Source organism: Lentibacillus sp. JNUCC-1 (genome assembly GCF_009741735.1).
In the GTDB taxonomy this organism is placed as follows: Bacteria; Bacillota; Bacilli; order Bacillales; family Amphibacillaceae; genus Lentibacillus_B.
Window position 1 is genome coordinate 1,541,752 of sequence record NZ_WHOH01000001.1, and the last position, 24,510, is coordinate 1,566,261.

The 24,510-nt window shown below is 45.4% G+C and carries 27 protein-coding genes and 2 pseudogenes; 19 read left to right on the forward strand and 10 right to left on the reverse strand.

Going from position 1 to position 24,510, the window contains the following annotated elements:
• Nucleotides 1-83: 83 nt before the first annotated feature.
• From JNUCC1_RS06985 to JNUCC1_RS07000, 4 genes are all read right to left on the reverse strand, one after another.
• Nucleotides 84-1,037, reverse strand: a complete 954-nt coding sequence (locus tag JNUCC1_RS06985) for a glycine betaine ABC transporter substrate-binding protein (RefSeq protein ID WP_156644713.1) — start codon at nt 1,035-1,037, stop codon at nt 84-86.
• 18 nt (nt 1,038-1,055) lie between these two features.
• On the reverse strand, nt 1,056-1,739 hold the full coding sequence (locus tag JNUCC1_RS06990) for an isochorismatase family cysteine hydrolase (RefSeq protein ID WP_156644714.1): 684 nt from the start codon (nt 1,737-1,739) through the stop codon (nt 1,056-1,058).
• A gap of 114 nt (nt 1,740-1,853) precedes the next feature.
• Entirely contained in the window at nt 1,854-2,291 is a 438-nt protein-coding gene (locus JNUCC1_RS06995) for a GbsR/MarR family transcriptional regulator (protein WP_231784084.1), read from the reverse strand.
• Nucleotides 2,292-2,456: 165 nt separating this feature from the next.
• Complete coding sequence (locus JNUCC1_RS07000; RefSeq protein ID WP_156644715.1) at nt 2,457-3,260, reverse strand: SDR family NAD(P)-dependent oxidoreductase; 804 nt, start codon at nt 3,258-3,260, stop codon at nt 2,457-2,459.
• 210 nt (nt 3,261-3,470) lie between these two features.
• Between JNUCC1_RS07000 and JNUCC1_RS07005 the strand changes: the two genes are divergently transcribed.
• The 5 genes from JNUCC1_RS07005 (at nt 3,471) to JNUCC1_RS07020 (ending at nt 8,823) form a co-directional block, all read left to right on the forward strand.
• The gene (locus tag JNUCC1_RS07005) at nt 3,471-4,754 is read left to right on the forward strand and encodes an acetyl-CoA hydrolase/transferase family protein (protein ID WP_156644716.1); all 1,284 of its coding nucleotides are present in this window, start codon (nt 3,471-3,473) and stop codon (nt 4,752-4,754) included.
• Nucleotides 4,755-4,976: 222 nt separating this feature from the next.
• On the forward strand, nt 4,977-5,732 hold the full coding sequence (locus tag JNUCC1_RS07010) for an SDR family NAD(P)-dependent oxidoreductase (RefSeq protein ID WP_156644717.1): 756 nt from the start codon (nt 4,977-4,979) through the stop codon (nt 5,730-5,732).
• A gap of 106 nt (nt 5,733-5,838) precedes the next feature.
• Nucleotides 5,839-7,095 (forward strand): MFS transporter, encoded by a 1,257-nt coding sequence (locus JNUCC1_RS07015; protein WP_156644718.1) that lies wholly within the window; start codon nt 5,839-5,841, stop codon nt 7,093-7,095.
• Between the two features lie 302 nt (nt 7,096-7,397).
• Nucleotides 7,398-7,733, forward strand: a complete 336-nt coding sequence (locus JNUCC1_RS18645) for a hypothetical protein (RefSeq protein ID WP_231784085.1) — start codon at nt 7,398-7,400, stop codon at nt 7,731-7,733.
• A gap of 13 nt (nt 7,734-7,746) precedes the next feature.
• Nucleotides 7,747-8,823, forward strand: coding sequence for a Na+/H+ antiporter NhaC family protein (locus JNUCC1_RS07020; RefSeq protein WP_231784086.1), 1,077 nt, complete (start codon nt 7,747-7,749; stop codon nt 8,821-8,823).
• A 64-nt stretch (nt 8,824-8,887) separates the two neighbouring features.
• On the opposite strand, the gene wrbA is transcribed toward JNUCC1_RS07020, so the two are convergent.
• Both wrbA and JNUCC1_RS07030 read right to left on the reverse strand, forming a co-directional pair.
• On the reverse strand, nt 8,888-9,496 hold the full coding sequence (gene wrbA, locus JNUCC1_RS07025) for an NAD(P)H:quinone oxidoreductase (protein ID WP_156644719.1): 609 nt from the start codon (nt 9,494-9,496) through the stop codon (nt 8,888-8,890).
• 105 nt (nt 9,497-9,601) lie between these two features.
• Entirely contained in the window at nt 9,602-10,063 is a 462-nt protein-coding gene (locus tag JNUCC1_RS07030) for a MarR family winged helix-turn-helix transcriptional regulator (RefSeq protein WP_156644720.1), read from the reverse strand.
• A gap of 174 nt (nt 10,064-10,237) precedes the next feature.
• Between JNUCC1_RS07030 and JNUCC1_RS07035 the strand changes: the two genes are divergently transcribed.
• From JNUCC1_RS07035 to JNUCC1_RS07090, 13 genes and pseudogenes are all read left to right on the forward strand, one after another.
• Nucleotides 10,238-10,498 carry a hypothetical protein gene (locus JNUCC1_RS07035; protein WP_156644721.1) on the forward strand — a complete coding sequence of 87 codons (261 nt, stop codon included), beginning with the start codon at nt 10,238-10,240 and terminating at the stop codon, nt 10,496-10,498.
• A gap of 43 nt (nt 10,499-10,541) precedes the next feature.
• On the forward strand, nt 10,542-10,862 hold the full coding sequence (locus tag JNUCC1_RS07040) for a PTS sugar transporter subunit IIB (RefSeq protein WP_156644722.1): 321 nt from the start codon (nt 10,542-10,544) through the stop codon (nt 10,860-10,862).
• Between the two features lie 49 nt (nt 10,863-10,911).
• Nucleotides 10,912-11,808 carry a PTS sugar transporter subunit IIC gene (locus tag JNUCC1_RS07045; protein WP_269448139.1) on the forward strand — a complete coding sequence of 299 codons (897 nt, stop codon included), beginning with the start codon at nt 10,912-10,914 and terminating at the stop codon, nt 11,806-11,808.
• Between the two features lie 5 nt (nt 11,809-11,813).
• The gene (locus JNUCC1_RS19005) at nt 11,814-12,206 is read left to right on the forward strand and encodes a PTS transporter subunit EIIC (RefSeq protein WP_269448140.1); all 393 of its coding nucleotides are present in this window, start codon (nt 11,814-11,816) and stop codon (nt 12,204-12,206) included.
• A gap of 12 nt (nt 12,207-12,218) precedes the next feature.
• Nucleotides 12,219-12,557, forward strand: a complete 339-nt coding sequence (locus JNUCC1_RS07050; RefSeq protein ID WP_156644723.1) for a PTS lactose/cellobiose transporter subunit IIA — start codon at nt 12,219-12,221, stop codon at nt 12,555-12,557.
• Between the two features lie 89 nt (nt 12,558-12,646).
• Nucleotides 12,647-13,630 carry a Gfo/Idh/MocA family protein gene (locus tag JNUCC1_RS07055; RefSeq protein WP_156644724.1) on the forward strand — a complete coding sequence of 328 codons (984 nt, stop codon included), beginning with the start codon at nt 12,647-12,649 and terminating at the stop codon, nt 13,628-13,630.
• 51 nt (nt 13,631-13,681) lie between these two features.
• Nucleotides 13,682-13,902, forward strand: a pseudogene (locus tag JNUCC1_RS07060) (DUF2829 domain-containing protein).
• Entirely contained in the window at nt 13,903-14,661 is a 759-nt protein-coding gene (locus tag JNUCC1_RS07065) for a 3-oxoacyl-ACP reductase (RefSeq protein ID WP_156644725.1), read from the forward strand.
• A 148-nt stretch (nt 14,662-14,809) separates the two neighbouring features.
• Nucleotides 14,810-15,331, forward strand: a complete 522-nt coding sequence (locus JNUCC1_RS07070) for a QueT transporter family protein (protein WP_231784087.1) — start codon at nt 14,810-14,812, stop codon at nt 15,329-15,331.
• A 121-nt stretch (nt 15,332-15,452) separates the two neighbouring features.
• Nucleotides 15,453-15,788: a hypothetical protein gene (locus JNUCC1_RS07075; protein ID WP_156644726.1), complete on the forward strand. Its 336-nt coding sequence runs from the start codon at nt 15,453-15,455 to the stop codon at nt 15,786-15,788.
• A gap of 675 nt (nt 15,789-16,463) precedes the next feature.
• Nucleotides 16,464-17,480, forward strand: coding sequence for an ABC transporter substrate-binding protein (locus tag JNUCC1_RS07080; RefSeq protein ID WP_156644727.1), 1,017 nt, complete (start codon nt 16,464-16,466; stop codon nt 17,478-17,480).
• Nucleotides 17,480-19,459: a Fe(3+)-hydroxamate ABC transporter permease FhuB gene (gene fhuB, locus JNUCC1_RS07085; RefSeq protein WP_156644728.1), complete on the forward strand. Its 1,980-nt coding sequence runs from the start codon at nt 17,480-17,482 to the stop codon at nt 19,457-19,459. Before JNUCC1_RS07080 ends, fhuB begins: the two co-directional genes overlap by 1 nt.
• 32 nt (nt 19,460-19,491) lie before the next feature.
• A pseudogene (locus tag JNUCC1_RS07090) lies at nt 19,492-20,540 on the forward strand (NAD(P)/FAD-dependent oxidoreductase).
• A gap of 30 nt (nt 20,541-20,570) precedes the next feature.
• Here the strand turns inward: JNUCC1_RS07090 and JNUCC1_RS07095 are convergent.
• The 4 genes from JNUCC1_RS07095 to JNUCC1_RS07110 form a co-directional block, all read right to left on the reverse strand.
• Nucleotides 20,571-21,329: an STAS domain-containing protein gene (locus JNUCC1_RS07095; RefSeq protein ID WP_156644729.1), complete on the reverse strand. Its 759-nt coding sequence runs from the start codon at nt 21,327-21,329 to the stop codon at nt 20,571-20,573.
• On the reverse strand, nt 21,313-21,972 hold the full coding sequence (locus tag JNUCC1_RS07100; RefSeq protein ID WP_197431660.1) for a cobalamin B12-binding domain-containing protein: 660 nt from the start codon (nt 21,970-21,972) through the stop codon (nt 21,313-21,315). The genes JNUCC1_RS07095 and JNUCC1_RS07100 overlap by 17 nt, the downstream gene beginning before the upstream one ends.
• A gap of 19 nt (nt 21,973-21,991) precedes the next feature.
• Nucleotides 21,992-22,345, reverse strand: a complete 354-nt coding sequence (locus tag JNUCC1_RS07105) for a hypothetical protein (RefSeq protein ID WP_156644731.1) — start codon at nt 22,343-22,345, stop codon at nt 21,992-21,994.
• Between the two features lie 72 nt (nt 22,346-22,417).
• Nucleotides 22,418-23,251, reverse strand: a complete 834-nt coding sequence (locus JNUCC1_RS07110; RefSeq protein WP_331713650.1) for a YitT family protein — start codon at nt 23,249-23,251, stop codon at nt 22,418-22,420.
• Nucleotides 23,252-23,442: 191 nt separating this feature from the next.
• Between JNUCC1_RS07110 and JNUCC1_RS07115 the strand changes: the two genes are divergently transcribed.
• On the forward strand, nt 23,443-24,474 hold the full coding sequence (locus JNUCC1_RS07115) for a S66 family peptidase (protein WP_156644732.1): 1,032 nt from the start codon (nt 23,443-23,445) through the stop codon (nt 24,472-24,474).
• Nucleotides 24,475-24,510 lie beyond the last annotated feature (36 nt).

A 24,510-nucleotide genomic window follows, 5' to 3' on the forward strand; every position in this document is an offset into this window, starting at 1 on the left:
GTGGCAAGGACCGCCACTACACGTTCTTGCTTATGATTTTCGGGGGTGATCAAGGCGTTTCCGCTTTTGTTCACCTACTATTTTTATTGTGCGCCTTCAGTCCACTTTTCAACAGTGTCCTGATTATTGCTGACCCATTCTTGGGCTGCATCAGCAGGTTCCATGCCATTGCTGATTTTAGTCATGACTTCACCAATTTGTTCTTTTGTCCAATGGAACTGGTCGAGAATTTTATACGCTTTAGGCGCGTCTTCCTCTAGGTTTTTACGGACGATGGTGTTGATGTTATCCGGGTCTCCGTAAACATTTTGCGGGTCTTCAAGAAACTTTAGATCCCATTTGGCAAATGCCCAGTGTGGGGACCATAATGTTACAACGATGGGCTCTTCTTTCTTGATGGCCTCACCTAGAGCTGCTGCCATTGCTGCAGATGAGCTGGCTTGCAGTTCCCACTGATCCAACCCATACTTAGGTATAACCTGTTCCCGGGTCACATTCATTTGTCCTGCGCCAGGTTCAATGCCGGTGATCGTATACTCTGTTTGATCACCCACGGAATTCTTGTTTTCTTTCAGATCTTCAATAGAGTCTACATCCATATATTCCGGTACAACAAGTCCAAGTGGCGTGCCTTCTATATTTGGACCGAGATGTACAAGATCATCTTGATATTTATCCCAGTAGTCTGCGTCTGTATTCGGAAGCCAGACACAGACTGTTGCATCTGCAGAACTGTCTGCCACACTCGTATACATGGCGCCTGAGTTGACTTGTTTCAGATCCACGTCATACCCTGCTTCTTCCAGCACAACTTCAATCACATGGTTGCTGGCCGTTGCTGAGTCCCAGCCCACATAAGGAATTGTAAGTTCCTTTTGGCCAAGCTCTAAACTGGTGTCTTCTTCGGCAGCGTTATTGTCACTTTTATCTTCCCCGTTGCCATTTGCGGCTTCATCGCTGCTGTTGTCACTGCAAGCAGCAAGCAGCATACCTAATATCAGTCCTGTAATACTTAGTAGTCCTATTTTTTTCCACATATCAATAAATGCCCCCTGTTATTTTTGGTCTTTGTTGCAATGTGGTTGATTCAGTTTTTCAAATACGTCTCTCATCGTTTCAGGTGTAAACTGAAGCTGATCCGGAAAGCTGGATTGCCAGCTTGTTGCCGGTTTGCCTTCAAGTTGTTTAATCATCTCAGAAGTATCATACACAGCAAGGTCATACACCCAATTGGCCATCATCAATATAGATGCCATTTGGGAACCTTCATTTGTAGCCCCGCTCATGTCTTTGATAAGGTTAACTTGATAATCTCGAAAATAGGCATCAAAAACTGTTGTGACCAAGCATCCGTCCGTCACGAAACCGCCGACGATTAGATGTTTAATGCCCATGCTTTTGAGCATTAAATCCAGACTCGTGTCATAAAAACTGCTCCAGCGATATTTATCAATCACGATATCTTTTTCTGCGGGTTTGATTTGATCAACGATTTCTATCGCAGCGGTTAGATCATTGTAAAAAAGCGGCTTTCCCTTTTGGTCCATCGGCTCATTATTCGACAGGCCGACTTGGTCTGACCGATTAATGTGCCGCGTATAAACGACCGGGATATCCAGCTTTCTGCATGCCGCAATCATTTGCTCGGCATTGCTGACGGCTGTCTCCATATTTTCAATTCCGAAATCGCTTTCTTTCTGCATATCGATCAGAAGCAGCGCTGTGTTTGTGTTATTCATTGCTGTCACCTTCTTCTTCATTTACCGGGATATGTTTGAATATCTCCCGAGATTCCATCGTATTGGCCAGTTTCATTGTCCAGTCAAAATAAGACATCGTGTCGTTTATATCATCTAGGTCCCTTGAGCCATTTGTTTCGCTTCCTCGGATTCTCCGTTTACAGCAATGTCTTTCAAGGTTTCCTCGACTTGATCGTTCGCTCTTAAAATAATATTGCGTTCCTGACGCAGGATTTTTACAAAAAAGGCAAAGAAGTTTTTAAAGAAATCTTTTTCAGCGATGTAGTGGTCTTTACGACTGCCTTTTTTCCAGACTTTGATGACCATTTCTGTATCGAGGAGGTCACGCAAACCCGTGCTGACACTGCCCTTGCTCATGGCGACCTCATCTTTGATGTCATCCAGACTGAGCGGTTTGTTGGCAAAATAAAGCACACCGTAGATTCTCCCGACAGATGGCGTTACACCGTAAATGACCATTGTCTGAGCGATCGCGCTGATTAAAATATCCCGTGATTCTTCAATGCGTTGCAGATCATCTCTTTGAGTCAATTTGCCCCTCCTTTCAGCGGTGGTTTAATCTGTTTAAAATGTTCAATACAAATTGAACAACTGGTTTATAGCATACACAAATAGAATGAGGATGTCAAATTCGATTGCTTGAACGACAAAAAAGCTTGTCGGAATTCCGGCAAGCTTTTTCAAATTATATCTGTATTAAGATTGCTGTTGCATCATTTCATTAAACAATGGGGTGGTCGGGTTGGCGATGTAGTGTCCGCCTTCAACATCAATAACCTGTCCAGTAATGAATTTGGACTCATCAGACGCCAGGAATAAGATGGTATAGCCAATGTCGTCCGCTTCGCCATGATAAGGGAGGGCGTTATGACGCAAAAATTCTTTGTTGATTGTCTCCGGAATATTTTGTTCAGCAGCCGGTGTCATAATTAATCCAGGTGCAACGCCATTGCAGCGGATAGAGTCTTTTCCGTATTGGGTGGCCACATATTTGGTCAGATGGTTGACGGCAGCCTTGGTCGATCCATAAGCTGTTCTAATCGAATCACTGGCAGATCCGGCCATGGATGACGTATTGATAATAGAACCTCCGCCGGCTTCTTTCATATAAGGAATCGCATAGCGGCAACCGAGCAGCACGCTTGTCAAATTCACGTCAATCAGGCGATGCCATTCGTCAATGTCGATGTTGACCACATCTAGGTCTTTCTGCATATTGGTCAGTCCGACGTTATTGACGAGGACCGTTATGGTGCCATATGTGTTAACGGTGAAGTCGACGGCTTCCTTAATCGATTCCTGCTGGCCGGCATCAAGGAAAATTCCTGTTGCTTCATGATCGGCAGTTTTGATGTCTTCAGCCGCTTTCTTGGCGCCTTCCTCGTTGAAATCGGCGATGACGACTTTTGCACCTTCTTTTGCCAATAGTGTGGCTGTGGAAAGACCAATGCCTGATGCGCCACCGGTTACGAGTGCTACTTTATCTTGTACACGTCCCATATCTACCACTCCTTAACATCATTTCATCCAAATTTTAGGATGTTGGTGTCTACACTTTAATTATGATCGTCTATAGATCTAAAGACAACCCCCATTTGATGTCATATTTGTGAAATGTTGAGCAATTGGGTTGTTGCGTTGCTAGCTTACCTGTATCATTTTTAGTATTCTAAAGCTGAAAGGGAAAGTAAGAGCAAGGAGGTCTTTTCAATGTGCTTAAACAAGGAATATGAACAAAAGCACGTCCACGTAAACGCTATAGGAAACTATATTAAACCGGGTCAGGACATTATTACAACGCTGTTTGCCGGCGAGGCTTACACACTGATGAAGCAGCTGGAGCAATGCGGTCATCTGAAGGACAATCGTTTGTTTCAGATGCTGTCGACCCGTGAGGTGATTAACACAGACCCTGATAAGGTACGGGTTACCAGCATGTTTTTGGGTGCTTATGAACGTCAGGCATATAAAGCGGGGGAGATCGATCTGTTGCCAAACCACTTTTCTGATGTGCCAAAGCTGCTGCGCGACATTACAACGAACCCGGTTGTCATGGCTGTGGTGTCTCCGATGGATGAAAAAGGGTATTTTTCACTTGGAACCAATTGTGATTACATCGCTACATTGATTCCACATGCAGGAGCTGTTGTGCTTGAAGTTAATGAACATATGCCGCGCACCTTCGGAAAGAACCAGATCCACATCTCAGAGGTGACGGCGTTTATAGAGCATCATCAGCCGATCCCGGAAGGCCCAGCCATCCTCCATCAATCAGAAAAAGACCAAATCATTGGTGATCATGTCGCAGGTCTGATCAAGAATGGTGATGTGCTGCAAGTCGGTTTTGGGTCGATACCAAATGCCATAATGGATTACGTAAAACACTATCGCAATTTGACCATCCATACAGAAATGATCCCGGGAAAAGTCATCGATTTATTTGAAAGCGGGGCCGTGACAAATGAGAAGAACCCTTTTGTGAAAGGTAAAATGACAGCAACGTTTGCATATGGCTCACGTCAGCTATATGACTTTTTGCATGAAAATGAAGATGTTTATATGCTCCCGGTGAATGAAACAAACGTGGGAGAAAAGCTGCATGGGCTGAAAGATCTTGTCACTGTTAATGCTGGGGTGGAAGTGGATTTTCTTGGGCAAGTGAACGCGGAAAAAGTCGCTGATACGTACTGGTCCTCAACAGGGGGACAGGCAGATTTCCAATTGGCCGCACGTGTGGTCGAAGGTGGCAGGGGGGTCATTTGTCTGTATTCCACAGCAAAAGATGACACCATCTCAAAAATTGTTCCGACACTGAAACCTGGTACACCAATTACGACGTCAAAAAACGATGTTGATTATATCGTGACAGAATACGGTGTGGCGCGGCTCAGAGGCAAAACGATTCGTGAACGCACACGGGCACTCATCAATATCGCCCATCCTAAATTCCGTGATGAATTAACCTACCAAGCTAAGGTGATGGGGCATCTTTAAATGAGCAGCAGATCACTAGGAATCTGCTGCTCACGCGAAGGTGGTTAACCCATGAGGAGATCTAGCCCCATATCTGTCGTGACGTTAATTGGATGAAGGTCTTTTGCGTTCCACAATGTCAGGCCCTGGAAAATAGAGGTATAGTATGTGATTAATGAGTCAACGAATTATATGATAGAGATGCAAATATTCATGACTAAATGAAAAGAGGGGTTGAATAAAATGGGAAAATTACAGGATAAAGTCGCGATCATCACAGGAGGAGCCGGTGGCATTGGCCGCGGTATGGCGATGGCTTTTGTTAAAGAAGGCGCAAAAGTGGTCATTGTTGATTTAAATGAAGAAGCAGGGCACACGGTGGTCAAAGAACTGCAAAGCTATGTACCCGAATGCCTGTTTATCCAGCAGGATCTGACCCAGCACGATCAACTGGCTGGAGTTGTGAAACAAGTAGGGGACAAGCTTGGCAGAATTGATATTGTGGTCAACAATGCGCATGCCTCTAAAATGGCCTCCATTGAAAAAACAACACAACAAGAGCTCAATTTTTCATTTAATACAGGATTTTACCCGACGTTCTACTTTATGCAGGCTGCTTTGCCATACTTGAAAGAAACAAAAGGCAAGATCATTAACTTTGCATCTGGTGCCGGCATTAAAGGGGACCCAAACCAAGGTTCATATGCTGCAGCCAAAGAAGCCATCCGCGGAATTACGCGTGTCGCAGCCAACGAATTCGGTCCTTATGGCATCAACGTCAATATCATTTCGCCGATCGCTAAATCTGAGGGAATGGTTAAGTGGGCAGATGAAAATCCGGAGTACTATGAAAAAATGCTCTCAGGGATACCGTTGCGCCGTGCTGGTGAACTTGAATCGGACATCGGACGCGTTGCTGTCTTTTTAGCAAGCGAGGATTCTGACTATATTACCGGTCAAACCATTATGGTTGACGGTGGTTCGATTAAGTTACGCTAAGAAACAAAATATAATCTATTTCACACGTTTATCACAAGTCGAGACCCACATGGTTTCAGGCTTGTGACTTAACGCATGAAAAAATACATCAAAAGGAGTCAGGCTAATGGGGGAAAAGAAGTTTCACTTTGCTTGGATTGTGCTGATCGGTTTGTCAATTATGATGGGTGTGGCACGCGGGGGCGTTAATAACGCGGGAGGCTTGTTTTTAAGTCCAGTTTCAGAAGATCTGGGTATTGGCATTGGGAGCTTATCTATCTATCTTAGTATTTCATCGATCATAACCATGCTGTTTTTGCCGCTTGCAGGGAAGATGCTGGCAAAGTACAACATACGCGGCCTTCTGATTTTTGGGATCGTGTTGCAGGCGGGTTCATTTGCTTTATTTGGTTTTATGAAGTCTGTGTGGGGCTGGTACATTCTATCGGCACCAATGGCATTTGGCGCTATATTTATTACCACACTTGCTGGTCCCGTGATTATTAATCGCTGGTTTAAAAAGAATAACGGTTTGGCCATGGGTCTAATGATGGCTGCGGTTGGTTTGTTCGGTGCATTCATTCAGCCTTTTGCCGGGAATTTAATTGCTGAGCAAGGCTGGCGCAATGCTTATATGATCCTTGGTGTAGGCGCTATCGTTGTGATTGTTCCGGTAATCCTATTAATGATTCGTAAAAACCCGGAAGAAAAAGGATTATTGCCATATGGGATGAAAGATGGAAAAGATGCGGATTTCAATCCAGAAGAAAATGTGCTGCGAGGGGTGACCTTTGCTGATGCGAAAAAGTCGTTGGCATTTTTCTCAATGCTATTATTCTTGTTCTTTATGACAGCGATCGGCAGTTTCGCACAGCACATCGGTCCTTATGCGATAGGAACAGGATATTCTATTGAGTTCGCCGGACAAGTTATGGGCTCATTTATGGTAGGTATGCTTGTCGGTGCGCTTGTATTTGGCTTCTTGACTGATAAGATCGGCGCACGCAATACAGGTTATATGTCTATGATTGTTGGTATTATTGCACTCGTTCTATTAATTTTTGTACCGGGAAATCCTGTCGTCTTCAGTGCGGCGATCGGTATGTTTGGCTTTGTTACGGCTTCAATTGGTACGCTTGGTCCACTGCTTACCTCAGCTATCTTTGGAAACAAAGAATATGGCCAGATCTATGCAACGATTGGGATCGGCCTGGCAGTAGCCGGGATCGTCGCGCTTCCAGGTTATGGATTTGTATATGACATAACCGGCAGCTATACACTGGTGCTTTATATGATCATTGCGATGCTCATCATTAACATCATTCTTATTACACTAGCCTTCAAAGGGAAAAAGAACCTGGAAGAAAAAGGCCTTTACAACTAATTTATAAAAAGGGCCAGCCCCCGGATTTTAGAACTGGGGGCCTGGCCCTTTAATAATGGCGAGCATATTCGATTAAAATTGATGATGTTTACAAATACCTGTTATTACAGCGGGCTTGTTCTGTTATATGGGATCTGATAAAGCGAGGTCGCTAAATAATACGTTTTTTTAGAGTTTAAACTTTTGGTATAATAGGGTAATAAATCAATACTTAGTGGATCCAATTACAATTTGTTCGAACAATTAACGGAGTACTCCTGACAGCCCTTTTAGCGGAGGGTATATTTCAAAGGAGTGTTTAAATGGAAAACGAAGCGAAAAGACCTTCGTTTTGGTATGCATTATCAATATTAACAATGGTGATTGCTATTATTGCAACAGGGATGCTGCTTTTTGGCGCATCGATTCAAATCATGATGTTTACAGCGCTGCTTGCGGTGATCCCATTTATTATGAAACTTGGCTACTCGTTTAAAGAAGTTGAAACAAGCATGTACGACTCCATGCTGAAGGCGTTGCAACCTGCGCTTATCGTGACGACTGTCGGTATTTTAATTGGTGCTTGGATGAGTTCAGGCACTGTTCCGACGATTATTTTTATGGAATTGAAGCGATCTCACCCCGCTTTTTTCTTGTGACGACACTTATACTATGTTCCATCGTCTCACTGGCAACAGGCGCATCCTGGGCCACGCTCGGTACGGCGGGTGTCGCTATGATGGGAGTTGGCCACAGTCTGGGCATTCCGGTTGGGATGACCGCCGGGCTATTGTCAGTGGCGCATTCTTCGGTGATAAAATGTCGCCGCTTTCAGACAGCACGAATTTATCCGCAGCGGTAGTCGATGCTGATCTGATGGATCATATTAAACATATGCTTTGGACGACTGGGCCGGCTTATGTGATCACGGCGATCATCTTTACGGTCCTCGGATTAATCTACGGTGGTGCTTCAGGCAGTGCAGCTGAGGTGGATGCTCTCATGACATATCTGTCTGAGAACTTTAACATCGGGATCATCCCTTTGATTCCACCGCTCATTGTCGTGGCCTTAATTATTATGAAACAACCCCCGGTCACATCGATCTTTATTGGTGCCGCATCCGGTGGTGCAGTGGCTGTCCTGTATCAGGGTGCATCCATGAATCAAGTGTTTGAGACGTTTTTCAGCGGTTATTATGTAGAATCCAACATTGATATTGTCGATACGCTGTTACAACAGGGTGGTATGACAAGCATGCTGCCGATTGTGGCACTGCTACTGTTTGCGCTTGGCCTCGGCGGTCTCCTGTATGCCTACGGGTTTCTTGAAGCCATACTCGAGCGTGTGACCGGCTATATCAAAAGCCGCGGTGTTCTCGTGGGTGTCTCGATGTTTACAGGTTATGCCATGATGGGTATTGGCGGTTCGTTTTCGTTTTCGGGTGTCATGACAGGCACACTGCTTAAACCGTTATTCGAGAAATTCAATCTAAGCCCCGAAAATTTATCCCGCATTATTGAAGATACAGCTACACAAAGTGCACCACTTGTACCATGGACAGCTGGTGGTTTGTTTACAATAGGCGCACTCGGCGTATCGCCGGCAGTATACATCCCGTTCAGCTTTCTTGCCTTTTTGACCCCTATGTTCACACTGATCTATGGCATTACGGGTTATGCAATGAAAGAAAGAAAGCAACTTAAAATGAAAAAAGGCGGCAAAGTTAAAAAGCTAGCCGAAGCTTAAAATACAAAGGGCCAGGCCCCAGGACTTTTATCCTGAGGGTCTGGCCCTTTAACTGTTTTGATCGTTAGGATCCGGCTTTAACGCGTGTTGCGATGCCGATTGTGCGCCGTGTTTGGTGTTTGACAGCTGCTTCAACGTCTTCAACCATTCCGCCGTCGGAGCCTTGGCTGACACTTGTGCCATACGGGTTACCACCCGCTGCAAATACCGAGTCATGGGAATATCCTGTTGGTACGATGATCGCTCCCCAATGCATCATCGACGTATATAAATTCAGGATAGTTGCCTCTTGTCCACCGTGCGGGTTTTGAGCTGACGACATGGCACTGACAACTTTATTAACTGTTTTGCCCGCACCCCACAGGCCGCCTTGCATGTCAATGAACTGCTTCATTTGAGCTGGGACATTGCCAAACCGTGTAGGCACACTAAACAGAATAGCATCGGCCCATTCGATGTCATCAGAAGTGGCGTTGGGCAGATCTTTCGTTGCTTCATAATGTTCCTGCCACGCCGGATTTGACGCGATTGCTTCTTCAGGAGCCAACTCCGGTACTTTCAGAACTTTAACATTGGCTCCGGTTTCCTGTGCTGCTTCTTCAGCCCAAGTGGCCAGCTGATGGTTGATACCTGTCGAACTATAATAAATAACGGCTAAATTAACTTTTGTCATCTGTAACACTCCTTCTTTTTTGTGAGGCTTGAAATTACCTCACATTCATATAGTACAAATTCGAGATACCATTGTAAAATAAAACGACCACTGCCGTTTGGGGAGTTATTCCTGCAATGACCGCGCATGATAGCCAAGCTTTTTAAGCTGTCCGATCATAAATTCTTTTTCATCGGTGGTTAAACCGTCCATGATCTGATGAATGGCCTCAGTGTGCTGTGGGAAAATACGGTTCATTAATTCCTGTCCTGTCGATGTGATCGCTGCATACGTTACACGTCGGTCTTTTGGACACGCCTTTCGCTCCAGCCATTTCTTTTTCTCAAGTTGGTCAACAACATAAGTCATGCTGCTGCTGGAAAGCAATATTTTCTGCCCGATTTTCTGTATCGGTTGGTCGCCTTTATGATAAAGCAACTCCAACACAGAGAACTCGGTTAAATTGAGACCGTGACTTTTAATGTCCTTAATCACTTGTTTCTCTATTGATTCCAAAGCCCGGGTTAAAACAACGAACAACTTCAGCGACATATTGCGGTCTTGAGGTGTGTTTTCATGATCTGTCATGTGCGGTTCACTCCAAACAATTATCTCGAATTCGTACCAATTATACGACTGGTGAAACAATCTGTCAACAACGCCTCATATTCTAAGTGTACAGATGTGTATAAAATAAGTGCCTGATTGCATAATAACAGGTGATTATAAGAGCATATGTGAGGCCGGAAGGAGGGATCCCATTTGCCGAAACTGAAAAAGTTTATGATCGTTTATGCCGGTGTGTTTTCTTTGATCTGGGTCGGATATGGCATATATGCAGTAGCGACGCAGCAACCATCCGGCGGGACCGTGCTTGGATTTGGACTTGGTTTTTCCGTTGTGGTGTGTCTGGCATCATGGCTTGCATACTGGTTAATGGGTCACTACGGCCGCATTGACAGAATGGCAAAGGATATTTTGGCTAATCCGGCCAAACACCGCAAACTTGTAAACAAGAGATAAGGACTAAGCTCTATTTAAATACATCAATATGAGGAGGATTAACATGGGTCAAGAATCCATCAAATTAATTATTTTGTGCAGCTGGGGTGCAACATCCAGTCAGCTGGCGAAAAAAGTTCAAGAGGCAGCAGATAAGCGTGGTCTTGAGGTAACAGCAGATGCAGGTGGTACTGGTGAGTTTAAAAATAAAGCAAGTGAATACAATGCCGCCCTGCTTGAGCCCCAAGTTCGTCATCTGAAAAAAGAAGTTACCCGGATAGCAGATGACGCAGGAATTCCGGTAGAACTTGTTGACCAGCGTGCTTTCGCCCTCATGGATGGCGACAAGGTATTGGATCAAGTTCTCAATATGATCAACCAATAACAGGACAGGCTTCTTTCATAAGAGGCCTGTTCTATAGGGAGGTATCAAGATGATTGATTGGTTAGAAAATCACTTAATGGAACCACTCGGAAAAATTGCCCAAAATAAATATTTGCAGGCGATCCGTGATGCATTCGTTATTTTCGCTTTGCCAGTGATTATTACCGGGGCAATATTTTTAATTATAGCCAATCCGCCAACCTCAATCGATCTGGGGATTATTGATGCATGGGCAAATGCCATTGAGCCGATTCAGGCACAGCTGTTATTCCCGTTTAATTTAACGTTCGGACTGATGGCGCTGACGGTATCGTTTGGTGTCGGGTATAGTTTGGCCATCCGTGAAGATATGGATGCGGTGATGGCCGGTATACTATCCATGCTCGCTTTCTTCATGACGACCTTTCCGGTAGTCAACCTTGAAGAAGTGCCGTTTGGCGATATTTTACAATACCTTGGTGGACAAGGGTTGTTTGTGGCAATTATTTTAGGGATTTTAACAACTGAAGCCATGCGCTTTTTAATTAAGAAAGGTTTTACTTTTGAAATGCCTGCGGGTGTGCCGCCATATGTCATGCGTACATTCCGGGCGCTCATTCCATTTATGCTGATCTTGCCGGCCGTCTGGCTCATAGCTTGGGCGGTGTGGGCGAACTTCGGCAGGACCATTCCACAAGTTGTACTCGATCTGTTCAGCCCGCTCGTTGCTGCGTCCAATTCATACTGGGCAGCACTCGGTATGATCCTGCTGATGCTCATCCTATGGGCAATTGGTATCCATGGCATGAACGTCGTATCGTCTGTGGCCTATCCGTTTTGGATGACACAGCTCGCTGAGAACGCTGACGCTGTTAAAGCGGGATCTGAAGCAACCGGTATCGTGACCGAGCCATTCTTCCATATGTTCACACATATCGGGGTTCTGGTGCCACGCTTGGACTCGTGATTTTTATGCTGTTCTCCGCTTCGGTTCAACTGAAGCAAGTTGGAAAAACAGCCATTGTTCCGTCCCTGTTCAATATTAATGAACCTGTCATTTTCGGTTTGCCAATCGTATTGAACCCGATTTTGATTATTCCATTCGTTCTTGGTCCAACCATTATCGTGACCATTAACTATTTCTTATTTGCAACCGGCATCCTGCCACCGGTTATTTTGCAGCCGCCGTTTACTGTCCCTATTTTCCTTGGCGGATTCATTGCAACAGGCGGATCTGTCCTTGCCGGTCTGGTCCAGATTATGAATGCCGTGATTGCAGCCGTCATTTACTGGCCATTCTTCAAGAGATATGAAAAAGAATTGACAGAACAAGAACAGGCAGAAGCAGAACCAGCACAAAGCTAGGAGTGATCAACCATGAATTATGAAGAAATTATGACACAGTTAATCCTTCATGGCGGCAACGCACGCGGTTTGTCGTATGAAGCACTGGACGAGGCAGAAGAATTTAATTTTGACGAAGCTGAAAAACTCATGGATGAAGCCAATGATGAGTTTCTTGAAGCACACAAGCATCAGACGGCACTCATTCAGAACCAAGACGAAGATGCGGCACCAAGCTTTGTCATGATTCACGCGCAAGACCATGTGATGACCGCACAAGCAGAAATGCAGCTGATTAAACGCATGATCGAACATCTTAGAACGACTGAGAAAATCGAAAAGCGTCTGGAAGCACTTGAACAAAACAGCTGAGTGACAAGCAGATGACGGGAAAAGTACTGTCCGACCTTCTATACTGAGGTTGGGCAGTTTTTTTAAATAATCATAAGGAGGCGTTTCATATGAATCTGGGTGTTATTGGAACCGGGTGGATTACGGAAGCATTTATCGAAGGCGCACAATCTGCTGGGGTGTTTGAACCTCTGGCGGTATATTCCAGGCATGAGGACAAGGCTGCACAGTTTGCACGGAAACATAAACTTGCATATACATATACAAATCTTGAGCAAATGGCCACAGCGGAGGATATTGACGTTGTTTACATTGGCTCTCCCAACGCTCTGCACTATGAACAGGCTGTGCTTTTTTTACAAAACAACAAACATGTCATTTGTGAAAAACCGATTTTCTCCAATACAGCTGAATGGGAACAAGCACATCAAACAGCAGAGAAACATGGAGTGTATTTATTCGAAGCGATGCGACATATTCACAGCCCGAATCTTGAGGAGATTAAGAACCGTATCGGTGATTTGGGGACAATCCGCAGTGTGATTCTGCCGTTTGTTCAGTACTCGTCCCGTTATGAAAAGTATAAGAACGGCGAGCGGCCGAATGTGTTCACAGCGGAATTTTCTGGCGGAGCCTTGGTGGATCTGGGCGTGTATCCGTTAGCATTGGCGGTGGCTTTGTTTGGGAAGCCTGAGGACACTGTTTATTCCCCCGTACAGCTCGAAACAGGTGTGGACGGGAGCGGTACACTTGTGTTGAAATACCCGAATATGGTCTGTACAATCCTGTGTTCAAAGGTAGCCCAGTCTTATCAGGCATGTGAAATCCACGGTGACACGGGAACGATGACGTTTGAAGGAGCCAGTGAGATGCACGCGGCTCAACTGATTCGAAATGATACAAAAGAAGCTGAGGCGCTTGGCACAGAAACATACGCTAACAATATGAATTTTGAAGCTGAAGCTTTTTACCACATTATTCAACATGGGGACAGGGCATATTACGAAAAACTGAACACGCTCAGTTATACAGTTTTATCCATCACGGAAAAAGTCCGTAAAGAAAATGGGATTGTGTTCGGTGTGGAACAGTAATGTGATATGGTATACTGTTGCATATCCTATTTTGAAAGGACGGAAATGACTATGACATTCGAACACATTCTTCCAGAACTGAAAGCCGGTAAAAAAGTGATCCGGGCTGGATGGGCGGTCCTGAACTTTATGTGAAGCTTGTCGGAGAAAGTGAACATGACGGGAAGAAGCTGAACCCGTACTTTCTGATCAACGTTGAAGGGGAAGGCTATACAATGTTCACCCCAACCGTTTGTGACATTTTGGCTGAAGATTGGACGGTTGTGGAATAAATGAGCGGTATGACGGACTTTTCTGGAAAAGTCGTGTTTGTCACCGGTGCAGCTTCAGGTATCGGACAGGCTCAGGCAAAAGCATTTCTGGAGCAGGGTGCACGGGTGTTTGGTATGGATCTTGAAGCAAAAGGGCTCCGGCAACTGGCTGAAGCGCATGGAGAAACATTTCAATTCCATATCGGCAGTGTAGCAGATCAGGCATCCGTGACAGAAGCCGTTCAGAACTGCCTAAACACGTTTGATCAGATCGACGTCCTGCTCAATACAGCAGGTATTCTCGATGGCTTTGCACCAACCCTCGAAACGGACGAAGCTTTGTGGGATACGATCATGACAACGAATGTAAAAGGCATGTATCTTGTGACGAATGCGGTACTGCCGAAGATGCTTGCGAGGCGCAGCGGTGTGGTCATCAACATGGCGTCCATCGCAGGCTTTGTCGCAGGCGGTGGCGGAGCAGCATACACCGCCTCCAAACACGCGATCATCGGTTATACAAAACAGCTGACATATGACTATGCCGCACAAGGAATCCGAGCGAATGCACTTGCTCCAGGAGCTATTCAAACACCTATGAACGCAGCTGATTTCGAAGGCGATGCCCACATGGCGAAATGGGTGGCCAACGAAACCCCTGCGAAACGTTGGGCAAGCCCACAAGAAGTTGCGGATCTGACACTGTTCGTAGCCAGTGACCGAGCTAGCTATATGCACGGGGCGGTGCTGCCGCTTGATGGTGGTTGGACAGTCCAATAAACGTGATTCAAATTCCATAGACGCCCGATATTCATTCTGTTATAATGGTACGGCTGGCCAATGAGCCGGCACTGTGACACTTCTTTCCTTTGGTCGCAGTTATTACTAAAATAGCCGAACGCTATTTTACAAAGGAGCTTACTTAAATATGTCTAAAATTATGACCCAGCCAACCGCCGCACAGCCCTCACTGACATCCGCATCCGAAATGACTAAGATGGCACTTGTCGCCGCCTTATACGTCACTGTCACCGCCCTTCTTGCCGTGATCAGCTTCGGAGCGATTCAAATTCGCCTGTCTGAAATGTTCAACTACCTTGCCTTATTCCATAAACGCTATGTCGTTGCTGTTACTGCAGGTGTCGTGATCGTTAATTTCATGTCACCAACATGGGTGTTGGACGTGCCCGTTGGCGGAACTGCAACGCTATTGGTTCTTCTGCTGTGCCGTTTGGTCACACGCCGAATTAAAAATGTTGCTGTCAAACTTGGTGTCACAGCTGTTATATTCAGTTTATCCATGTTTACAGTAGCTTTCCAGCTTACGATTTTGTTTGATCTTCCATTCTTTTATACTTGGCTCACAGTTGGAGCTGGAGAATTACTGTCGATGTCTATCGGTGGTATTGTAATCTATTATTTGAGCCAGAAGGTGAATTTAGCACGATAATATTAAGCATGCTCAGTGAAAATTGATCTATGTCAAGGCATAAACCATCTGCACCCCTCATTATAAAAGTGAGGGGTCGATTTGATTACTGGAAAATGCCTAAGACATGGAGGGGAGTCAGATGATGGATGTTTCATTAGCCGTGTTTATCACACAGGCGCCTTTACTGTTCATTGCAGCACTGTTTGTTTTGGCTTTTGCTGTGATGTTAAAAAGTGTGAAAGCAATTTTACTGGAATTGTTATTGGTGGTGGTCATGATTGGCATTCAGATAACCGCCATGCCTATGCTCTATACAATCATCGGTGCTGTGCAGGTTCTGGTTGGCCTTTATATACTCTACAGATTCTTCAAGGCTCTTAATTACAACTACCAGCTCATTTTAGAAAAAACACACCAAACCCCGCTCAACATTACAGACCACGGACAAAACGGCAGCCGCCAATCTTTCTTATAAATGAATAGACCCTTACGTTTTTGGTGAATAGTAGACACAAACTGCGAACCAGAGAAAACTTTAAATGACTGGTTCTGGCAACCGCTCGGGGAAAACACTCCGCGTCCAGTGGGCGCTGCTGAGCCTCCTCGGTCTATCGACCTCCGGGGTCTCACCGAGGCTTTTCCTCCCACAGGAGTCTCCGTGTTTTCCCCGAGCTGGGTGAGAAGTGTTCACCTTCCTTCCCGCTTTCGTGGGCAGAACAGATGAAAGTTTGAATTGCGTATAGACATTGATAATAGCCGGTAAACTGAAGTCATTCATACTTGGTTTCGGGCAGAAGCGTCCAAGCCACTGAATTACATAGAGTGATTGGAGCGGAGGGAAGTCGACTCCTGCGGGAACAGCACGAGTCCGAAGACCCCACAGCGGTGGTCTTTCCGCGAGGAGGCTGAGGCCGTGCCCGCGGAAAGCGACTTCCCGCAGCATAAATCACGATCCTCTCATAAAATTATAGTGGATCTAATTAGTTCGCAGTTTACAGAAATTGTGCATTAATAAAAGGCAGCGATCTATACGGAAACAGCTTTTTTCGAAAAAGTTTTAGTTTCTGATTGAAAATCATTCTCAATTCAGTGTATAATAACGTCCTGGGTGATAATAATTCTCATAACCAATAAAGGGAGGCTTTACATAATGAAAAAGCTCGGTTTATTTGTTTTAATCATAATGCTTTTCACGCTGGCGGCTTGCGGTCAGTCCAACAATGAGGGAGGAACCTCTAATCAAAACGCCAACGGAAATGATACAGATACAAACACCAATGAAGAAACATCTCAAGAAGTTACAATCGAACATGCCATGGACACAACCACATTGGATCAAACACCAGAAAATATTGTTGCCCTCGAATATACGTATGCCGAAGACCTGCTCGCTCTTGGCGTGCAGCCTGTCGGACTAGCAGACATAGAAGGGTACAACAAGTGGGTTGACATCGAGGCGGAACTTTCTGATGACGTCACAGATGTTGGCACACGTCAGGAACCGAATCTCGAAACAATCGCCCAGCTGGAGCCAGATCTAATCATTGCACCGAAATTCCGTCATGAGGGTATTAAGGACGAACTTGAAAAAATTGCGCCAACCGTCTTTTTTGAGGCATATCCTCAGGATGAAAGCATCACACAGTACGACGAAATGGTTACAACCTTCAAAACCATTGCTAAAGCTGTGAATAAAGAAGATAAAGCGGAAGAAGTACTCGCGGACTTGGATAATAAATACAGTGAGGCTAAAGAAGCCATAGATGCAGCAGATCTTTCTACAGATGAATTCGTGCTCACTCAGGCGTTCAGTTCACAACAGGCTCCCGTTTTACGTGTATTTACACCAAACTCAATGGCCTCGAAGATTTTTGAAAAGATTGGTCTTAAGAATGCGTACGAGCCAGATCAGTTTGAAGTGTATGGCTATTCAACGCTGAATGTTGAGTCTCTCCCAGCTCTGGAAGATGCGAATTTCTTCTATGTTGTGCAAGATGATGACAATATTTTTGAAAATCAGTTGAAAGACAATGCCGTATGGAAAAACCTTGATTTCGTAAAAAATGACCGCATGTATCCTCTCGGGGGAGACGCATGGCTCTTTGGAGGACCATTGTCAGCCAAAACTGTCGTGGATCAAGTTGTGAATGTTGTGGAGTCTAAATAATGAATCGCTCTGTTTTGCTGAAAGCCTCTGGATTATACCTCGGAGGCTTTCTTCTCTTGATGCTCATGAGTTTTATACACCTGACACAGGGACAGGCAGATTACTCGTTTCAGGCATTGTTGACAGAGGTGTGGCAGCCGGGACGTGTGCAGGATATTGTTGTTGGTTTGCGTCTTCCCAGAGTTGTAATTGGTATACTGGCAGGTGGTGCACTTGCGGTGGCGGGTTTATTTTTACAAACGCTGACAAAAAACCCGCTTGCCTCAGCTGGGACACTGGGGATTAATGCCGGGGCTTATTTTTTTGTCGTAGTTTTTACGATCTTCATGCCGTCATTGATCGGGAAGCATCCATTTGTTGTATCCCTTCTCGGCGCAGCGTTTGCGGCTATCGTGGTGATGACACTCGTTGGACGTACGATGGACCCTGTACGTGTGGCGCTGACGGGTATGATTATATCGCTCTTATTTTCATCTTTCACCGGCACACTGCAATTATTTTATGAAAATGAAACGAACGGTTTGTTTTTATGGGGTTCAGGTACGTTGATTCAGCTTGATTGGTCTGGTGTCCGGTTTGCTGTGTTATTTGTCATTGGCGGGGCGTTCCTTGCTATACTCCTCGGCAGCAAATTGGATGTGCTGACTCTGGGTGACGATGTTGCGACATCCCTTGGCCAGTCGGTAACGAAAGTAAAGCTTCTGGCGTGGGGCACAGCGATTCTGCTCGCGGCTTCAACCGTCAGTGTGGTAGGCCCAATCGGGTTTGTTGGCTTGATGGCACCGCACATTGTCAGATTCCTGGGTGTCAAGGGCCATCGTGGTCTGGTGTTGCACTCCTTTTTATGGGGCGCTATTCTTCTGGTGGGCGCTGACGTCCTGGCGCGCCTGCTCACACCGAACCAAGAAATGCCGGTGGGTGCGATGACAGCGATTATCGGCGGTCCTTGGCTGATGTTCTTAGCCTACCGGGCTGGCAAACAATATCAAAAAAGCGATACCCGTTTGGGCGGATATGAAATTCCCGTGCCTTTCTTCGCGCTGATCAGTCTATTGACCGTGCTGTTGGCAACCGTGCTTTTCCTGGCCATATCTTTTGGTGGAACTGCATTTCTAACGCTTGAAGAATGGTTGAACGGCTCTATTTTCTCAACATTTATCGTTAATTTCCGGATCCCGAGAGTGCTCACGGCCTTTGTAGTCGGGATGCTCTTGGCAATGAGCGGGGTTCTTTTGCAAGGCGTCCTCCGCAATCCGCTTGCCGACCCCTCTGTACTGGGTATTACCTCAGGTGGCGGGGCAGGGGCAATGATCTTTTTGGTCGTTTTTCCGGCTGCCTCTGTAAAATTACTGCCGTTTGCAGCGCTTGCCGGTTCACTTCTCGCCATGACAATTATTCTGCTGGCCACACGGAAATCCAAATGGAATCCCGTACTCCTGGCACTTGTCGGTGTGGCATTATCAGCTGTGGGATCAGCGATTATTCAAATATTGATTGTAAGGGCCAAACTCGGCGTGGCTCCTGCTTTGACCTGGCTTGCTGGTTCAACATATGGAAAAGGCTGGGAAGACTTGAGGATTGTTGCCTTGGTTGCGCTAGTCGCTATCCCAATCACGGTTTTACTTGTTAGGCGACTTGACGTGCTATCCTTCGGTGATGACGTGGCTATGGGGCTGGGCTTGCGCGTATCCGGCACAAAAATCATTGCTATTTTCCTCGGTGTTGCTATGGGGGCAGCAAGCGTGTCGGTTGTCGGAACAATTGGCTTTATCGGTTTATTGGCCCCTCATATTGCTAGGCGTATGGTAGGGGTTGAGCATAAAAAGGTGATTATCATCAGTCTATTTATCGGTGGAATATTACTGGTGGCAGCAGACTTTCTCGGACGCTTGCTGCTTGCTCCGAAAGAAATCCCTTCAGGCCTTGTCGTAGCACTGATTGGGACACCTTATTTACTTTACTTGCTGAGAAAGATATAAGGATCAACTCAATAAAGGGAGTGTGATAGAAGGTGAAACAGACAGATACATTTGATGTAACGATCATTGGGGGAGGCGCTGCAGGTCTTTTTGCCGCATTTTACAGCGGTTTAAGAAGTATGTCCACGAAGATCATTGAAACCACAGGAGAACTTGGCGGCAAAATGCATGTTTATCCTGAAAAAATGGTCTGGGATGTCGGCGGCCTGCCACCACTTACAGGAGCAGATCTAATTGATAAATCGATTGAGCAGGGTCTCACGTTTGATCCGACCGTTGTCGTTAACGAGACGGTCACAGCGATCACCAAAACAGCTCAAGGGCACTTTGTTCTGGAAACAGCCTCAGGCGAAAGACACTATTCCAGAACCGTTATTATTGCTATTGGCAGCGGCATTCTTGACCCGCATAAACTGGAAGTAGAGGGACTCGGCGAATGTGAAGCCCCTAACATTCACTATGCCGTTCAATCGCTTAAAGATTTTAAAGATAAAACGGTCCTTATCTCAGGAGGGGGCAACACAGCCATCGACTGGGCCAATGAACTAGAGCGTGTGGCTAAACACGTTTACTTGATTTACAGAGGAGAAGCGCTTGGCGGACATGAAGCGATGATTGAACAGCTGCTGGAAGGCTCAGTTGAATTTTTGCCGGAAAGAAGCATTACAAACATTCAAACGAACAGTGGGGCTACGTTAATCAAGTGGAGCTCAGTCACCAGGCAACCGGCGAAAAGACAACGATGGATGTTGATGACATCATTATCAATCACGGATATAAACGGGATACAAGTCTGCTGAAAAGCAGTACACCTGCGATTGCTTTGCAGGATGAGCTTTATGTGGCTGGTAATACACACGGGGAAACATCAGTGGAGGGCTTGTATGCAGCAGGAGATGTTGTGCGCTTTGATGGTAAACTCAAGCTGATCGCAGGCGCCTATCAGGATGCGGCCAATGCCGTCAATAAAGCCAAACAGCTTCTTCAGCCAGAAGCCCGAAAAGTCGCCATGGTTTCAACCCACCACGACAAGCTGAAAGAACGGAACCGCGCGCTTGTGGATGATATGCTTGATTACTAAAAAAGACAGCTCTCAGTAGCTGTCTTACTTTTATATTAACTTCCTAATCATATGCGCCAATGAAGATTGGTAGGTCATATGGAGGGGTAAGTTAAGGTGATGGAGTTGTTTTGCCAAGTCAGGCTTAATGCCGGTAATATTGATGTGTTTGCCTAGAATTTTTATTGTTTGAAAAAGGGCTTTAAACTGGGAAAGGCCTTCTATTGTGACGTCATTCACTGCGGTGAAGTCAAAAATCAATTGACTGGCATCTGTATGATACACATGATGCAATATCCGTTCTTGAACCGCTGCAACTTTTTCCTCGTTAAGCGTTCCAAATATAGGGATCAGGCCAATATCTTCTGTCACCTTAATGAACGGAGCAGAAAGGCGATTATTCTCTTTTAACAGTGCTTCTGCATGCTCTTTTTCCTGAAGGAGTTTGATGTCTGTGTCCTGAAGCCTTGTGCGAAGGTCCTTTAATTGACTGGATATAACAGCCGTATCTTGGTTCTTCGTAATCACCAGAATTTCACCATGATGTTCGTTCTTCCACCCTGCATAGCAATCAGCGAGGGTTATGGTACTTGATTCTGGCTGATGTAAGTTCAGTTCAACTTTGACTTTGCCTTGATCCGGATGCAGCCACTTTTTGGCTTTATCATGGCTTCCCCTTTCCAGAATGTTGAAAAGAGACACAGACTCGCCAAACATCTCAATTGCTTCCGCTGAGGCTTCTTGAATGTCCAAATTCTCATCAATAATATATGCTGGTAAAGGGTAAAGTGAATCAAGGCGTGAAATCAATATTCTTTTCTCCTTTTCTATCCTGCTGCAGCCAACTTTGCAGTTCAGTTAAATTTCTCATTGCAAATACTTGATTCGCTGCTTCTGGAGGCACATGATAATGCCCTACAGCCTGGCCACCCAGAATAATGTCAGGCTGATGTTCAATCTCTTGCAACTGTTCAATGGTTTCAAGTAATTTTGGCAAACGATAAGATAACGCTGCAGAAACCCCCACTACGTCAGGTTTCCATATTTCTATCGCTGTTTTAGCATGGCGAAACGGCAAGTTAGGTCCCATATAGCGCACATTCCACCCATTTTCTCTAAATACGGTGGCCACCATTTTCAGACCTAGATAATGTTCTTCTTCCTCAACACCAAACAACATTACTTTTTTGTCGTTTGACTCACCAGTTTGCAACCATTGAGCTTCTATAGTCGTAATGACAAAATCACATGTGGCGGTGGCTAAATGTTCGTCGGCAACGCTTATTTGATTGGACTCCCAAAGTTTGCCGATATGGTGCATAGCGGGGGTAATGAGGGTCTCATACAAAGAGACATGGTTTTGATCGTTTATTATTTCTGTTATATAATTAATCGCTTCTTCATCATTTCCTCTTAAAAGATAATGAACCAATTCTTGTGCATATTCATTCATGAGAGACACTCCTTTACGGTCAACCATCTGTTAGTAGAACGATGGTATCTTCAAGCTGACGGACACAGGCTTCGGCTTCAGTTTGTTCCAGCTTTTCGGGGAGTGTAATTTGAAGTCGTTTAAAATTATCAATAATTAAGTCTGTTCCAATTCCTCGTGTGGTTAGCACGGTGTCGAGCCATTTTGTATAATCACGAAATATATTGCTTTGCTCTAGTTGAATAGCCAACTCTAAATGATTTAAATGGTGTAAGTTATCAGCGATGGTGTGCTCGTAAACGCTCTCGCCAAACTTATTCCATAGATAAGGGTAGCTTTGGTATATATCATTTGTGAGTGTTTCGGCGATCTGCTGCTTGATGTGCTCGTCCATAACTTACCTCACCTTGCCGTATATGATCTTTTGAAAATAACATAGATTATGCATGAGTTCAAAGAATACAAGCTAAGACATCCAGGAAAAACTGCCGCCAAAGACGTCGCGGACATCGTGAACCACGACGAAAGCTTCCTGATCAACCTCATTAATAAGGTTCTTAAGTCTAAACAATTGGTATTTATTGATGATGATATACACCATATCTTTTTCCTCTTTCAGATAGCCGCCATAACCTTCAAACACGGTGGCACTCGTTTTCATATGGGTAATAACCGTATCAGCAATCTCTACAGCATCACTTGAAATCACGCTGACAGCTTTTCTTGTATCAAGCCCTTCCAGGATGATGTCGGTTGATTTCTTGCCGACAAACAGCGAGACGATCGTGTACATTGTATTGAGAGGGCCAATGACAACGATGCCCGAAGCAACAATGGCAATATCGAGAAACAAGTTGGTTCTTGTCAAATCCCAACCGAAATTACGATTGAACATCTTGGCAATGACCGTTGAACCCCCCATGGAACTGCCCGTCCGCAAGATGAGGCCTGCACCAATTCCGATGAAAAAACCAGCAAAGGCCGCTGATACAAGCGGATCTCCAAGCGCACCGACACGTCCCTCAGTTACATAAATGAAAAAAGAGATAAGCGGGGCCGTCAGCAGGGTCAAGCCGATCGTCCGCCTGGGCAGATACCTGTAACCAATCGCCATGATGACACTTGTGATGACAAAGTTGGTCAACCCGACAGACCAGCCAAATGCATAATGAATAATCATAGAAGCACCCGAAACGCCGCCCTCCGCCAGTTGGTTTGGAATGGCCAAAACCGTCAATGCCAAAGCATAAATGAATGACCCCACTACAATCATGCCAATGTCGCGCACCCAAGCCTTCACCTCAATCGCCCCCTTCTTTCTGCCTTAAAAAGATATCAACCGTACTTTTCCCGGAATTTAAATGTGTAAACAAATTGTGACTGCTTATGCGATGGAAATGATGATAGCAAAATATGGAACATTTGTCTTCGGAGTTTGACAATTTTATGCCTTGAATCATAATGAAGATACGAACAAAGGGGGGTCCGTTTATGCTTCAAAAACCAACTAAACTCATGCCGGGCGATACAGTTGCCACTATCAGCCCTTCAGCGGGAATCGCAGGAGAACAAGCACTGCGCTGGCGGTATGACCAAGGAGTGGAACGCCTGCGAGATGTATTCGGACTCGATGTCGTCGCAATGCCAAACAGCTTGAAAGGTGTTGATTATTTATATGAACATCCGGAAGCGAGAGCCGAGGACTTGATGCAGGCGTTTGGGGATGACAACATTAAAGCGATCATTACGAACATTGGCGGCAGTGAGAGCATTCGGCTGTTGCCACATATAGATTTCAGCGTGATACGCAATAACCCAAAGATTTTTATGGGCTATTCAGATGTGACGATCTCACATCTCTTTTGCTTGAAAGCGGGTCTCTCATCGTTTTACGGCCCAGCGATTATGACTGACTTTGCTGAAAATGTGGCAATGGATCCGTATACGGTTGAGATGGTGCAACGGACACTTTTCACTGATGAGCCAATCGGACAGATCGCGCCTGCTAAGCAATGGACAAGTGAGCGCCTGGAGTGGGAAATTGCCAATAAATACACACAGCGGACGATGCAGCCAAACTCGGGATATGAACTGCTTCAGGGCGCGGGTGTCGTAAGGGGGCGTTTGATCGGCGGATGTATACAGGTGCTGGAATTTGCCAAAGGCACAGAGATCTGGCCTGAACCGGAACACTGGGACAACAGCATTCTCTTTTTTGAGACATCTGAAGAGAAGCCTGACCCCATGCTGATGACGTATTGGCTCAGAAATTACGCCGCCCAAGGTATTTTACAGAAAGCAAACGGCATGATTTTTGGGAAGCCCCAAGATGAAGCTTATTACGAGGCATATAAAAAGGCGATCAAAACCGTCATGAGGGAGTACGGACTTGACGATCTGCCAATCATGTACAACATGAATTTTGGCCATACTGAACCGAAAATGATTCTGCCTTATGGCGCCGAGGCAGAGATCGATTGTGAGAATCAGACATTTGCAATCTTAGAGAGCGGCGTTCAGTGAAACTTATGTACTCGCATTTGTTGAAAAACTATTGAC